This window comes from Rhodococcus sp. JS3073 (assembly GCF_026810085.1).
Taxonomy (GTDB): domain Bacteria; phylum Actinomycetota; class Actinomycetes; order Mycobacteriales; family Mycobacteriaceae; genus Rhodococcus_F; species Rhodococcus_F wratislaviensis.
The window spans coordinates 1,323,960-1,338,148 of record NZ_CP113952.1; the positions used below are offsets into that span (position 1 = coordinate 1,323,960).

Below are 14,189 nucleotides of genomic sequence, written 5' to 3' on the forward strand. Positions count from 1 at the left end.
TAGGAAAAACATGATCGGTATTGGGAATCATTACCACTAAACCGTCGGCCGGTCGACCCTCAGGCGATGTACGGCGTCACGCACCCCCCGGAATGGCGTGCCGCGGACAACTCCCCTTCTCGCATGTCGATGACCTCGTCGGCGACGGTCTGCACGACGGCGGCGTCGTGGCTGATCACCATCAGGGAGATCCCACGTGTTCGTGTGAGTTCGGACAGGATGTCGAGCACGCGCCGCTGGGAGACGGGGTCCAGGCCGGTGGTGATCTCGTCGCAGATCAGCACTGACGGCGCCGCCGCCAGTGCCCGTGCCAGCGCGGCGCGCTGCGCTTCGCCACCGGAGAGGGTGGAGGGGCGTGTCTGCGCGATCTTCCGGTCCAGGCCCACCTGCTCCAGGGCGGTGTGTGCCGCCGCTGCGGCCTCCGCGTTGGTGGCGCCGCGCAGTCGTAGGGGTCCGCGCACGATCTGTTCCCACACGCTTCGGTAGGGGTCGAAGGCTGCTTTGGCGTCCTGGAAGACGTACGCGATCGCGGCGATGTCGTTTCGGGTGCGGTTGTGCGTCGTTCCTGCCAGCGGCCGACCGTCGAGGAGGACCCGGCCGGCCGTGGGCCGGTGCAGGCCTGCGACGACTCGAGCCGCGGTGGTCTTGCCGCAGCCGGAGGGGCCGACCAGGGCCACGCACTTCCCGGGCTCGACCGAGAGCGAAAAGTTCTGCAGCACCGGGGTACTGCGGAAACCGGCGCAGACGCCGTCCATGCTCACTCGGGTACTCACCCCCGGGGTGGGGTGGCGGATCCGGTTGTGTCGCACCGCCGGGGACTGCGCCTCGACCAGCGCCCGGGTCTGCTCCTGCGCCGGCGCCTCCAACACCCCGGTCTCGCCGGTTTCGATGACCCGCCCGTCTGCCATGACGATCACCTGCTGGGCCACCTGCCGGACGGCGTCGAGGTCGTGCGTGAGGAGTACGACCGTCAGGCCCTGGCCGGCCAGCCGGGTTATCTCGTCGAGGACGGCTGCCCGGTTCGCCGGGTCTTGCCCGGTGGTCGGCTCGTCCATGATCAGGCAGGTCGGGTTCGTCAGCAGGGTGTGGGCGATGACCAGTCGTTGCTGTTGACCACCGGACAGTTGGTGCGGGTAGCGGCGCAGCATGGCCGGATTGGACGGGAAGCCCGCCCGCTGCAGTGCGCCTGGCACCGAGACCTGATGGCCCGCCCGGTGGGCGGCGCGTGCGATGTCGTCGAGGACGGTGCCGATCCGCAGGACCGGGTTGAGCACTGAGGACGGTTGTTGCGGAACGTAGCCGAACCGCACCCCGGCTGCGTCGCGGTGGTCCATCGACAGTGTCACGCCGGGCCGGTGTTCGCCCATCAGTGCCAGTGCGGTGGTGGTCTTTCCGCTGCCGGAGCTGCCGATGATCGCGGTGACGCGGCCGTCGGGGATGTCGAGGTCGACGCCCGCGACCAGGATCCGGTCGCGGGTTTTCGCGGTCACCCCGCGCACGCGGATGGCGGTGCGCTGCGCGTGTACTACCTGCACTGTTTCGGTCATGTCGGATCCTTCGGGGAAGACTGGCGGATGGCGGCGCGGGCCCCCGCGTCGAACAGCAGATTCACGCCCATCGCCAGCGCGATGATCATCACCGCGGGGACCACGACACCCCAGGGGACGAGGGCGATACCGGAGCGGTTGCGGTCGATCATCACGGCCCAGTCGGTGCCGGCGGAGTCCGCGGTCAGGCCGAGAAAGCTCGCGGAGGCCACCAGGTAGATCGCGCCGACGAACCGCAGCCCGGCGTCGGCCGCGAGCACGGGGAGCAGTGATCGGCCGAGGTAGCCGATGCCTCGGCGCCACCACGTTTCGCGTTGCAGCCGCAGCGCCTCCATCGCCGGGGTGTGCGCGGCGTGCAGCGCGCAGGCCCGCACCAGACGGGCCGCGTCCGGGAACAACAGGACCGCCACCGTCACCGCCAACACCACCGTGTCGGCGTCGGTGAGCGCGACCACCAGGAGCAGCAGCATCATCGAGGGCAGCGACAGCAGCAGATCCAGCGGTCGCATCAGCGCCTCGTCGACCCCCCGGCGCCGCGTGGTCGCGGCCGCCACCCCCCAGGGCACCGCGAGCAGATAGGTCAGCCCTACCGCCGCCGTGGCCACCAGCACCAGCGGGCGCCCGCCGAGAAGGAGTTGCGTGAGCACATCGCGGCCCTCGGAGTCGGTGCCGAGGAGCCAGTTCTCGCCGAGGGTGAACGCCGGACCGCGGACGGCGGGCTCGGCGATCAGCGGACCCAGGACCGCGATCAGCAGCGGGACGGCGGTGAGCGACAGGCCGACGAGGTGGCGCGGCTTCGGCAGTCGGCGCCGCACGTCCGACCGTCCGGGGGCGGTCATGACGCCTCGCCTGCGGTGGGGTTGAGCCGGAACGCGACGATGTCCGCGATCGTGTTCACCGTGACGGTGATCAGCGCGAACAGCGCGGCCAGGCCCATCAGCAGCGGGATGTCGCGGCTGCTGACCGCGCCGACCAGGACCTGTCCGAGGCCGCCGAGCGCGAAGACCGCTTCGACGACGACGACCCCGCCGAGCAGCCAGTCCGCCACCCGGGCGAGGTGCTGGACGGCGGGGGTGAGCGAGCCGGGGAGGGCGTGCCGCCAGATCACCCGGCGGGCCGGCACCCCCAGCCGCAGGGTGTGCCGGGTGTATTCGGAGTCGAGGGTGGTGATCATCGAGGCGCGCACCAGCCGCGACAGCGAGCACACCGGGCGGATCACCAGCACCGCCACCGGCAGCACCCACAGTTCCGGCTGCCACAGCAGGGGCCCGTCGGCCCCGACCGCGGTGGGGGCGAACACCCCGAGCCCCACCGCGAACGCCGCGACCAGGATGATCGCGAGGGCGAACTCGGGCACCGCGTAGAGCGCCACCACCGCCCCGGAGATCGTCCGGTCGACCCGCCCGCCGCGGCCGACCGCGGCGGCCACCCCCAACCCCACCGCCAGCGGAATCAGCACCGCCAGCGCAAGAGCGGCCAGGGTGAGCGTCGGTGCCAGTGCCGCGGACAGCATCTCGGTGACCGGGCGGCCGGAGACCGCGGACGTGCCCAGGTCACCGCGGAGCAGACCGCCAAGCCAGTCACCCAGTTGCACGAGCAACGGTCGATCCAGCCCGAGGGTCTCCCTCAGTTGTGCAATCCGCGCGGGGTCGGCGTCGTCCGCGGCGATCACCACCGCCGCGTCCCCGGGCAGCACCGACGCCACCACAAAGACGACGACGAGCACACCGAGCACCTGCGCCAACCCGACCGCGACCCGCACCCCGGCGTACCGGGTGAGGATCACGACAGCCAGGCCTTGTCGAAGCGGGCATACCCGAGGGTGTTGCTGGGCGCGTTCTGGGCCATCCCGGCCAGGTTCGGGGCGAGGCCGTGCAGGCCGTCGGAGAACCCCCACACCAGCAGCCCGCCCTCGGTGTACAGCTGCGACTGCATGTCCCGGTAGGCGCGGGCGCGCACCGCGTCGTCGGTGCTCTCGCTGGCGGTGGCGAACAGTGCGTCGAAGTCGGGTCGCCGCCACTGGGTGTAGTTCTTGGGTGAGGTGGACAGCATCCGCTGCGCCAGGTGCGTTTCGATGGGCATGGCCCCGGATCGGAAGCTCGACAGCACTCCCTCGTCGAGAGTGCGTGTCCAATACGTGGAGCCCTCACCGACTTTCACGTCGATCTTCAGTCCGGCGCGCCCGGCCTGTTCGGCGAGGATGTTGGCGGCCTCGACGAAGCCGTTGGTGGCCCCGGTGGTCTGCAGTTCGATGGTCGTGTTCTGCGCGCCGGCCTTGCGGATCAGCGCCTTCGCCTCGTCCAGGTCCAGGCCGCGCTGCGGCAGGTCGTCGGCGTAGTACTGGGCGCCGCGGCCGAACAGGTCGTTCCCCACCACACCCGAGCGGCCCAGCACGGTGGAGACCAGCTCGTCGCGGTCGACCAGCGCGAACATCGCCCGGCGCAGGTCCAGGTTGTCGAACGGCGGGCGGTCCACCTTCATCGCGAATCCCGACATCGCGCTGCGGGGTGAGCGCAGGATCTGCACCCGGCCATCGGTGTCGTAGGTGCGCGCCGAGGTGACACCGAGGTCGTCGGCGTATTCCACCTGCCCGCCGAGCAGGGCGTTGATCCGGGCCGTCTCGTCCGGGGCGGTGAGGATTTCGAGTTCCTGGACGTGCGGGGCGCCGTCCCAGTAGTCGGTAAAGCGTGCGGCGACGAACGAGCGGCCCGGCTCGAACGAGGTGAAGGTGAACGGGCCGGAGCCGACCGGCGCGGTGAAGTCGGTGGTGCCCTCCGGGATGATGTAGGCGCCGAACGCGGCCAGCACATTTGCCAGGTCGCCGCAGGGCCGGGTGCAGACGAATTCGATGGTGCGGTCATCGAGCTGCCGGGAACGGGCGATGTCGATCACCTCGAGCGATGCCCGTGGGCGCAGGGCGTTCTTCGGGTCCAGGATGCGCTGGTAGGAGTACAGCACGTCCGCCGCCCGCACCGGCCGCCCGTCGTGGAACACCGCGGGGCGCAGCTCGACCGTCCAGGTGGTCGCGTCCTGGTTCGGCTGCCAGGTGGTGGCGAGCCGCGGTACCGGGCCGAGGTCGTCGCCGTATTCGACGAGCTTGTCGTAGAGCGCGTTCGAGCGTGCGACGTCGGCGTACAGGTTGGTCTTGTGCGGGTCCAGCACTTCTTGTGCGCCGCCGCCGGCGAAGACGGCCCGCAGCCGGCCGCCGTCGCGCGGGGCGGCGGTGGGCTGGGTGCCGGTCTCGGCCGAGCTGCAGGCGCCGAGCAGCACGGCGCCGGTGGTGGCGGCGCCGAGTCCGAGGAAGGACCGCCGACTCAGACGCGGCAAGGGAGGCAGGCTCGATCGGTTGACCGGATTCATTGGATTTCTTCTCCTGGGATGGTGGATCAAAGGTGGTGTGCAGGTTGCTCGTAAGCGGACGGTCAGGTCGCCTCGGCGATGACGTGCATCCGGTCGCCGGACATCGGGCCCTCGCCGAGGCCGGGCAGGCCGACCCGCCCCGATCTGGTCGGCCAGCCGCGGTCGGTGCGGGGCCCGGGGGTGTCGAACATCGCCCGCACCGTGAAGCCGGCGCGGCGCAGGTGGCCGGTCAGCTCGAGGGGGAACAGCAGCCGCCACGCGGAGGTCTGGACGAGGTCGTCGGTGGTGTCGGGGATCTGCCACTGTCGGCGGCGGCGGAGCAGTTGGGCGGCGTGGTCGATCCACAGGGTCGTCTCCGCCCGCCAGGTGCTGCCCTGCCATTGGAACGACGACCGGGTCGGGTGGTCGAGGAGTTCGGTGTTGCCGAGGAAGAACGCGCCGTTGCGCATCTCCGCCACCAGTAGTCCGCCGGTGCGCAGGTGGGTGCGGCAGCAGCGCAGGCACGATTCCAGCTCGCTGTCGGTGTGGCAGTACAGCAGGGAACTGTCCAGGCAGATGACCGCGTCGAACCGTTCGCCGACATGGAAGTCCCGCAGGTCGCCGAGTGAGGCGGTCACCCCGGGATACCGCTTTTGTGCGTAGTCCACCATCGCCGGTGATTGGTCGAGTCCGCGGCAGTGGTACCCGCGGCGGGCCAGGAAACCCAGGTCCCGGCCTGTTCCGCAGCCCAGGTCCAGCACCGCGGTGGGGCTGGTTCGAGAACCGTCGGCATCGCCCGGAAGGTAGGCCTGCAGGACGTCGTCGACGAACCGGCCGGCGGTGTGGTCGGGGTCGGGGAACCGTGCCTCGTACAGTGCGGGGTTGTCGGTCAACAGGTTTCGGGCCTCGGCCATGGTCATGCCCGCACCCCGGCCGGACTGGCGAGCAGACCTCGGCGCTGCAGCAGCCACACGCCGGCCGCGGATCCCGCCCCGAGTGCGATGCACACCACGGCTCCGGGCCACCCGTTGCCCAGCTCGATGCCATAGCCGATCAGCGCATTGCCGCCGGCGGCGACCACCCCGGAGACGAGGTAGAACATCCCGAACAAGGTTCCCGATATGCGGGAATCCCCATACGCCGGAATGAGTTCCATCACAAACGGTTGCGCGATCATGATCCCGGCCTCGAGAATCAGCGCGGAGAGCACCAACGGCGCGATCGCCAGGACGATCTCACCGACGCTGTGCCCGCGATCGGCCCACAGCACCGGCAGCAGCACCACGAAGGCGCCGCCCATCAGGGCCAACCCCACCGCGATCGCGGTGCCCCGGCTGGTCCGGGCAGCGAACCACCGGGTCAGCCGCACCTGGAACAGCAGGCTGGAGACGGTGGTGCTCAGGAACAGCGCCGCGACCGCACCCGCCCAGTCGGTGATCCGCCCGGCCAGCACCGGGTACACCAGATACATCTGGGTCTGCAGGGCGAACATGCCGAGCATGGCCAGGGTGAACAGGACGAACCGGCGGTCGGCCAGCACCTCGCCCCAGCCGCGGAGCACCGTGGTGTCGGCGGGTTCGACGGGGTGGGCGGGCAGGAACCGCAGTTGCGCCAGCGTCAGCGCCGCGAAGATCACCGCCGCCGCGAGGGCGACGGTGCGGAAGTCCACCGCCAGCAGGGCACTGCCGATCAGCGGCCCGGACAGCGCGCCGGCCTGAGCGAAGACGTTGAACACCGCGAACGCCTCCGCCCGCCGCGTCGGTTCGGCGACCGCGATGTAGGAGCGGACCGCCGGATTGAACAGCGCCCCCGCCAGTCCCGACAGGATCGACGCGAGCAGGAGCAGCGGCACGCTGGTGCCGAAGGCGAATACGGCGAAGCCCACCGACCGCAGCGCGCAGCCGGCGATGATGACCCGGTGCGGTCCCAGCCGGTCGGCGGCGGTGCCGCCGATCAGGAACAGGCCCTGCTGGCTCAGCGTCCGGACGCCGAGGACCAGGCCGGTGATCGTGAGGGACAGTCCGAGGTTTCCGGTCAGGTGCATCGCCAGGTAGGGCACCAGCATGTAGAAGCCGGTGTTGACGCCGTACTGGTTGAGCACCAGCAGTTGAACGGATCGGGGGAAGCTGCGCAGCAGCGCGAACGTCCCGGGCTTGGCGGCGAGTTCGGTCATCGATCGTCTCCTTCACGGGGGTGCACGCCGAGGCCGGCGACGCCGCTCGGGCGCAACACCCCGTCCTCGCCGCCCAGCCCGGTCCACGGATCCCGCGCGAGCAGCAGGTGCCCGTCGAGATCGCACCACCGCGCCACCGATGCCAGGTGCACGGCCGGGGCAATGCTCAGCGAGCTGCTCGCCAGGCAGCCCAGCATCACGTCCATCCCGCGTTCCCGGGCAGCGGCGGCGAGCTCGTGGGCCCGGTAGATGCCGCCGCACTTGGGCAGCTTGATGTTCACCGCGTCCACGAGACCGTCGAGGTGGTCCAGGTCGGGCAGGGTGTGGATGGCTTCATCCGCGATCACGGGCACGTCCGTGCGGCTGCGCAGCTCGCGCTGTCCGTCACGGTCAGACGCCGGGAGAGGTTGCTCGAGGGCGACCACCGGCAGTCCGCGAGTGTCGGCGAGTACCTGTAAAGCGGTCGTGGCCGTCCACGCTTCGTTCGGGTCGACGATCAGGTCGGCATCGGGCGCGGCCGCGGCGACCGCTGCGAGCCGCCGAACCGATGCGGTCGGGTCGGCATCGGTCTTCACCTTGAGCAGCCGAAATCCCTGGGCGATCAAGGCGGTGGCCTCGGTGGCCATCGACTCGGCTGCCCCGATCCCCAACGTCCGGGAGATGGGAACCTCGGTCGGCAGTGGCAGCCCGAGGTGGTCAGCCAGTGGCTGGGCGGCCGTGCGTGCCCGCAGTTCCGCGACCGCCGACCACACCGCGGCGGCCACCGCCGGATGCACCGCAGTAAGCGCGCGGTCGAGGCCGGTCCCGTCGCGGCCGCAGTGCTCACGGGCATGGCGCAAGTGCTCCTCGATCCGATCGACATCCAGCTGTGCGTAGGGTGAGGTGACGACTTCGCCGCGGCCGACGTGGTTCGAGTTCGGGCCGGTCACGGTCACCGTGACGGCCTCGCGGGTGGCCATGACACCACGGCTGATTCGGAACGGATGCGTGAGTTCGAGGGTGTCGATGGTCCAGGTCAGTCTCATACTGCGGATACCTCCGCCTTGTCGGTGATCTGGTGCGGTGAACGCACCGTTTGGCATCGGGTCCAGCACGCGGTGGGGTCGTGGCAGTCGTCGATTTCGTGGGGTGAGGCGCGCGGTGGGTCGAGTAGACGGTGTCGGTGGCACCAGTCGTCGTCGAAGATGCTGCGCAGGTACCGGTCCGGGCCGTCGGGGAAGATGGTGACCACGGTGCCCGGCCACCGGTCGGCCGCCCACCCGGCGACGGTCGCTGCCGCGCCGGTGGACCATCCTCCGGTGTGGAAGCCGCCGCGGGCCAGGGCGCGGCAGGCGTGGACGGCCTCGCGCGGGCCGACCCAGTGCACCTCGTCGAACATCTCGTAGCGCACGTTGCCGGGGTGCACGCTGCTGCCGAGTCCGCGCATGACGCGGTGCGTGGCGGGTTGGCCGAAGATCGTCGACCCCAGGGCGTCGACGCCGATGATCCGCAGGTCCGGCCACACCTGCCGCAGGCGGTGGCCCACTCCGCTGCTGTGGCCGCCGGTGCCCACGCTGCACACCAACACCTCGGCCCGGTCGACACCCGCCTCGGCGAGACCGGCGACGATCTCGTCGGCGAGACCGTGATAGCCGGCGGCGTTGTCCGGGTTGTCGTACTGATTGGGCCAGTACGCATCCTCGTGCTCGGCCAGGAGGCGGTGCAGGGCGTCGAGTCGGGCCTGCTGCCACCCGCCCGTGGGATGAGGCCTCTCGACGATCTCGAGGGTCGCGCCCAGTGCCCGCAGCAGGTTCCGCATCGGCGGTTCGAGTTCGCGGTCCACCACCAGCGTCACCGGGTGGCCAAGCGGCTGCGCCACGTACGCCAAACCCACTCCCAGGGTTCCGCTGGTGGATTCGACGATCCGGGCGCCGTCGCGCAGCTCGCCGCGCCGGCGTGCGCCGACCAGCATCGACAGTGCCGACCGGGCCTTGAGGCCGCCGAATCCGAGCGACTCGATTTTTGCGAAGTAGCCCGGATGGGGCTGCGGCACCGGGGTGTGGATGCGCACGAGCGGGCTGTGCCCGACCCGTGCGAGCGGTTCGATGATGGTCATCGCGGACACGATCCGCGGTACAGGTGAAGGGTGCTGGTGTCGCCGGTGAGCCAGAAGAACGGGTACGGCTCGGCCGAGAGGGTATCGACACCGCGCCCGAGCAGCTCCCGGGCCACCGCGGCCCCGCTCTGCGCGAAGACGGTGACCGGGACCGGTCGGCCGTTGGCCGCCAGCAACTCGAGTAGCCGGTCGAAGGTGCCGTTGCCGAGCATCATTCCGCTGGCCAGCACCGCATCGCAGTCGTCGAACCCTTCGGCGAAGTCGGCGACGATCGGCTCACCCCACTCCGTGGTACCGCCCTTCAGATCGCACGGCACATACCGCAGACCGCGCTCCCGCAGGCACGCGAGCAGGGAGTTGACGACCCCGATGGCCAGGACCCGTCCACCCGGGGGTGCGTCCACCAGCCCGGTCACGTGATGTGCCCGAGCGAGAGAGCGCTGCAACGAATCACCCGGCGGCACCTGCACTGTCACCGCGCGGTCATCGCCCGCGTGCGGGTTCAGGTGCGCCAGGTACGCGTCGAGCGCGGCGACCTGAACGGCGAGTTGGTCGTGGCGAAGCAACTCGGCCACGGGCACCCCGGCGCAGGCGTACACCACATCCGGATTAATCGACCCGGGTTCGACCGCGCACGAACCGGTCGCCGCGCCCACGCGCAGGCTGATCACCTGATTTCGGTACCCGCCGTGGCGCCCCGGGTGCCGAACCCCCTGAGCGGTGGTGAAGGCCGTCGAGACCGCAACGCCGCCCGGGGAGATAAGGGCCGGATCGGTGCGGTAACGCTCCAGGAGCGCGGTGACGGGACCGGACCGGTCGGTGCCGGTCTGGGCGGCGGCGGTCATGACGTGGGCTCCGCGCCGTAAGTGACCGAGATCGATGACAGCAGAGTCTCGGCGAGCGGCCGGGCCCCGGCCCGCTCGGATGACACGGTCATCAGGCTGCCCAGATAGCTGTTGTTGTCCGCCCCCACCGTCGTTCGGTGCCCGGGCGCCTTGAACGTGGACGCCACCACGTCCGGATGGTCCTCGATCGCTCCCGCACCGTGAAGGTCAGTGAGGACCCCCGCCTCGGTCGGTACCAGCATGCTTACCGCGGCGCTCAACGGCCTTCTCTTGCCCTGCCCGGGGTCCGGGACCGCCGAAGAGGTGGGTTCACGCCCGAGCGCGAGCTCGACCGCGACCCGGGGCAGGTCGACGCCGGTGACGTGCCTGATCAACTCGGTGATCTGGTTACCCGCGGGCCGCGGATTGATCTCGATGATGCGCGGCCCTGAGGCGGTCAGCCGCAGCTCGGTGTGCACCACACCGTGATCGAGGCCCACCGCGTGGATCGCGGTCTCCGCAGCGGTCACCAAGCGTGCGCGGTCCCGGTCGTCGACGGCGGCCGGGAACATGTGTCCGGTCTCGACGAAACCCGATGTGCCGCCCAGGCTCTTGTCGGTCAGCCCGACCGTGTGGACCTCGCCGTCCCGGATCCAGCTCTCCACGCTGAACTCGGGACCGTCGAGGAACTCCTCGAGCAACACCACCGGATCCCGCCGTTGCCCGCGCGCATTGACCTCGAATCGACGCAGATCGCCCGCCGCTGCCTCGACGGTCTCCCAGTCGTCGGCGCGCCGCACGAACATCCCCGCACACAGGTCCGTCGGCTTGATCACCAGCGGAAAACCTACGCCATCGGCCGCAGCGCGGAGCAGTGTCACGTCGTCGACCGGTGTGGTGACGTGGCGCGGTCCCGGGATGTCGTACCGGTCCAACGCCGCTCGGGTGCGCGCCTTGTTGCAGGCCGTCTCGACCGCATCCGGTGGCGGACCAGCAAGCCCCAACTCGGCGGCGATCCGCGCGGCCGTGGGGAGGTAGTAGTCGCAGCTCGTGAGGACACCGTCGATCGGTGCGCCGGTATGGATGCGGCGGGCAGCCTGGAGTGCCGCGGCCGGGTCGTTGGTCTCGGCAGTCACCACCGCACGGCCCAGGTGAAGCGGATGCGGCGATCCCTCGGGCGTGGACTGCGGGTAGTGCTCCGGGCGGCGCGTCAGGAACGTGAACTCGACCCCCAGCTCGGTAATCGCCCTCGGCAGCAACGTTCCCATTGCACCGACCCAGCTCTCCACCAGCAGTAGGTGTGCCACCCGTGACCTCCTTTGTCGCCCGGACCCAAGCGAAGCAACAGTAATGACAATCGTTATCGATAGCAATACGCTTGCAAAGCTGCACGCTGTTCCGGCAGTCGAACTGTTGCGCCACAACGCCAAAAGTCCTGGCGTGTCTGCGCCTCAAGCGCGAGAAGAAGGTGCACTGACATGGCAGCAGCTCGGATCGGCGGCGCGGTCTGAACTCACCCAAGGGGATGTAAGTTCCATCAGCCAGCCACAGCCCATCGGGCAAGACTCTCCATGTCGGGCGCACAGTGACATTGGGTGGCGGGAGAGGGCATTGGGTGGCGGAGAGAGTCGAATACAGGGGGATTAATGAAAACAGTTATCATTACTGGATGACTGTTACGCGGCCTCTCCCGGTCACCGTCCTGTCCGGGTTTCTCGGAGCGGGCAAGACCACCCTGCTCAACCACCTCCTCGCCAACCGGGACGGCCGACGGGTCGCCGTCATCGTCAACGACATGAGCGAGGTCAACATCGACGCGGCGCTCGTCGCCGGGCAGGGCCACCTGGACCGGACGCAGGAAAAGTTGGTGGAGCTCACCAACGGCTGCATCTGCTGCACCCTGCGGGAGGACCTGATCGAGGCGGTCGCGAGGTTGGCGGAGGAGGGCCGGTTCGACCAGCTCGTCATCGAGTCCACGGGGATTTCGGAGCCGATGCCCGTTGCGGCCACGTTCGACTGGGAGTTCGAGGACGGGTTCAGCCTCGGCACGGTCGCGGCACTGGACACGATGGTGACGGTCGTGGATGCGTCGACGTTCCTCGGTGAGCTGGCAAAGGGGCAGCGCCTCGACGAGCGCAACCTCGAGGCCGGAGAGGGCGATCAGCGCAGCATCTCCGACCTTCTCGTGGACCAGGTGGAGTTCGCCGACGTCATTGTGTTGAACAAGACCGACCTGGTGAGCGAGCGCGCCGCGGGGACGGTGGAGGCGGCGCTGCGCAGGCTCAACCCGACCGCGAAGCTAGTGCGAACCATGAAGGGGGCGGTGGACCTCGGCGATGTCCTGGAGACGGGTCTGTACAACCCCGAGCTCGCCGCCCAGGCTCCGGGCTGGGCCGAGGAGCTGGCCGGAGGTCACACCCCGGAGACCGAGGAATACGGGATCCGTAGCGTCACCTACCGGGCGTCGCGGCCGTTCCACCCCGCGCGGCTCGAGCAGGCGTTGGGGCAGTTCACCGGACTGCTGCGCAGCAAGGGTTTCTGTTGGATCGCCAGCCGTCCCGACCTCGCGGCAATCTGGTCGCAGGCCGGTCCCAATCTGGTGATCGAGCCGGCGCAGCTGTGGACGTCGACCAATGAGGCACCCGGACAGGAGATCGTCTTCATCGGTGTGCGACTCGATCCGGACGGGCCCGCGCGCATCCTCGATCGTGCGCTGCTCACCGACGACGAACTGGCGGCAGGGAGCTCCGCGTGGACCCGTTTCGAAGACCCCCTACCGTTGTGGGAGCCGGTGCACGAACACTAGACCGGCGATATGGATGAGAAGTCCAGGTCTCGGCCGACTTGTCGAAAATCGATCGTCTCCGGCCCGATCCCGTTCGTCTACGCGCTGGCCAGGGACTGCGCCATATCCGGTGTTTTTCGGCGATTACTACCGGAACCCCGACTTGCGCGCATCGGGCCGCTCGGGCTCGATCGAGCGCGGGGAGTGGGGCGGGCTCGCCTACGCGGGTTCGAGGTCGCGCTCGAACTCGATTTCATCCCGAAGCGGGATCTTGTGGTAGCCCACGTCGGGGATGTCCGGCTTCAGGGTCCGTCGCGCCTCGTCCACTGCGCCGCATCGAACGGCCGACAGGCGGAAGCCGCGCCGCTGGTAGAACTGCATCGAGTCGAGGTTGTCGTTTGTCGTGACCAACCACAGTCGCGAACAGCCTTGTGCACGGGCGACTTCGGCGATGCGTTCGATGAGTGCCGTGCCGACGCCGCCCCATTGGCCGGATGCGCGCATGTTCACGATTTCGCAGTTCGTGCCGTCGATGTCGTAGATCAGCACCCCGACCGTCTCGTCGTCGGTCGACGCGATCAGGGCCGGGCGGTCGCGTGCGTCGACCAACTCGCCGCGCCGGGCGATCTGGGTGGTGCGCTGCGCCTGGAGGAATGACGTCAGGCGTGGCTCTCCTGCGGGTACCTCATAGATGTCGACCATCGTCCCTATTGTCCTCGCCCCACCGAGGCTGGACCAGGGTGGATCTGTCGAGTTGGGGCCGACCGGCGGTCCGGCGGGCCGTACGGACCGCCTTGCGCACCCGATCCTCGGCCGCATCGACTTCGAGCTGTTCCATCTCGGCGAGACCCAACCAGCGGAAAAGGTATGACGAAGGACTTTCAAATGCCACTGCTCGTTCTTCACGCTGTAACTGCGGGCATCAGTGCCGTGGCACCGAATACCCGACACGTGCGCCGACAGAGGCAACCGATCATCCGCCGTGGGCAGGCTCGGTCCCACGGCCGCCGGCGTCGCCGGACAACCCGATGCCGGCGGTCGCAGGAACCTCTCCGCCCGGGCCTCGGGTCAGCCGGCGCAGTCGCGGCAGATCATCTGCCCGCCGCTGGTGTCGGCACGGCGGATGCTGGACCAGGAAGCACCAGGTACAGGTAAATTCGTTGACCCGCTTCGGGATCACCCGCACGCGCAGTTCCTCCCCGGACAGATCCGCGCCGGGCAGCTCGAACGACTCGACTACCCCGGAGCGGGCATCACCGCGCCGGGTCTGCAGTTCGTCGAGCGATTCCTCGTCCGTTCCTCGGGACGGGTTCGCAGGGGTGCGTCGTGGTCGGTGGCCATGACCTCTCCCTGAGTTCGGGTCGGCACCGGAATCCCACCCGCATTCGGGGTGCTGTCAGGACAACGTCCGGGCGGGCCGTCTCGT

At 69.5% G+C, this 14,189-nt stretch carries 12 protein-coding genes and 1 pseudogene; 1 reads left to right on the forward strand and 12 read right to left on the reverse strand.

Features of this window, described 5'->3' with window-relative positions; all coding sequences use genetic code 11:
- Positions 1-59: 59 nt before the first annotated feature.
- From OYT95_RS44065 to OYT95_RS44110, 10 genes are all read right to left on the reverse strand, one after another.
- Positions 60-1,547 (reverse strand): ABC transporter ATP-binding protein, encoded by a 1,488-nt coding sequence (locus OYT95_RS44065; protein ID WP_268792733.1) that lies wholly within the window; start codon positions 1,545-1,547, stop codon positions 60-62.
- The gene (locus OYT95_RS44070; RefSeq protein WP_268792734.1) at positions 1,544-2,386 is read right to left on the reverse strand and encodes an ABC transporter permease subunit; all 843 of its coding nucleotides are present in this window, start codon (positions 2,384-2,386) and stop codon (positions 1,544-1,546) included. The genes OYT95_RS44065 and OYT95_RS44070 overlap by 4 nt, the downstream gene beginning before the upstream one ends.
- Positions 2,383-3,333, reverse strand: a complete 951-nt coding sequence (locus OYT95_RS44075) for an ABC transporter permease (protein ID WP_268792735.1) — start codon at positions 3,331-3,333, stop codon at positions 2,383-2,385. The genes OYT95_RS44070 and OYT95_RS44075 overlap by 4 nt, the downstream gene beginning before the upstream one ends.
- Positions 3,330-4,907 carry an ABC transporter substrate-binding protein gene (locus OYT95_RS44080; RefSeq protein WP_268792736.1) on the reverse strand — a complete coding sequence of 526 codons (1,578 nt, stop codon included), beginning with the start codon at positions 4,905-4,907 and terminating at the stop codon, positions 3,330-3,332. The genes OYT95_RS44075 and OYT95_RS44080 overlap by 4 nt, the downstream gene beginning before the upstream one ends.
- A 62-nt stretch (positions 4,908-4,969) precedes the next feature.
- Positions 4,970-5,806 (reverse strand): class I SAM-dependent methyltransferase, encoded by an 837-nt coding sequence (locus OYT95_RS44085; protein WP_268792737.1) that lies wholly within the window; start codon positions 5,804-5,806, stop codon positions 4,970-4,972.
- Entirely contained in the window at positions 5,803-7,059 is a 1,257-nt protein-coding gene (locus OYT95_RS44090; RefSeq protein ID WP_268792738.1) for an MFS transporter, read from the reverse strand. The genes OYT95_RS44085 and OYT95_RS44090 overlap by 4 nt, the downstream gene beginning before the upstream one ends.
- Entirely contained in the window at positions 7,056-8,084 is a 1,029-nt protein-coding gene (locus tag OYT95_RS44095) for an enolase C-terminal domain-like protein (RefSeq protein ID WP_268792739.1), read from the reverse strand. Before OYT95_RS44095 ends, OYT95_RS44090 begins: the two co-directional genes overlap by 4 nt.
- Positions 8,081-9,154: a PLP-dependent cysteine synthase family protein gene (locus OYT95_RS44100; protein WP_268792740.1), complete on the reverse strand. Its 1,074-nt coding sequence runs from the start codon at positions 9,152-9,154 to the stop codon at positions 8,081-8,083. The genes OYT95_RS44095 and OYT95_RS44100 overlap by 4 nt, the downstream gene beginning before the upstream one ends.
- Complete coding sequence (locus OYT95_RS44105; protein WP_268792741.1) at positions 9,151-9,999, reverse strand: hypothetical protein; 849 nt, start codon at positions 9,997-9,999, stop codon at positions 9,151-9,153. The genes OYT95_RS44100 and OYT95_RS44105 overlap by 4 nt, the downstream gene beginning before the upstream one ends.
- On the reverse strand, positions 9,996-11,285 hold the full coding sequence (locus OYT95_RS44110) for an ATP-grasp domain-containing protein (RefSeq protein ID WP_268792742.1): 1,290 nt from the start codon (positions 11,283-11,285) through the stop codon (positions 9,996-9,998). Before OYT95_RS44110 ends, OYT95_RS44105 begins: the two co-directional genes overlap by 4 nt.
- A gap of 362 nt (positions 11,286-11,647) precedes the next feature.
- Here OYT95_RS44110 and OYT95_RS44115 point away from each other — a divergent pair, with 362 nt between their 5' ends.
- The gene (locus OYT95_RS44115) at positions 11,648-12,784 is read left to right on the forward strand and encodes a GTP-binding protein (RefSeq protein WP_268792743.1); all 1,137 of its coding nucleotides are present in this window, start codon (positions 11,648-11,650) and stop codon (positions 12,782-12,784) included.
- Between the two features lie 198 nt (positions 12,785-12,982).
- Here OYT95_RS44115 and OYT95_RS44120 read toward each other — a convergent pair whose 3' ends face one another.
- Positions 12,983-13,465: a GNAT family N-acetyltransferase gene (locus OYT95_RS44120; RefSeq protein ID WP_268792744.1), complete on the reverse strand. Its 483-nt coding sequence runs from the start codon at positions 13,463-13,465 to the stop codon at positions 12,983-12,985.
- Between the two features lie 366 nt (positions 13,466-13,831).
- A pseudogene (locus OYT95_RS44125) lies at positions 13,832-14,104 on the reverse strand (DUF4193 family protein).
- Between the last annotated feature and the right edge of the window lie 85 nt (positions 14,105-14,189).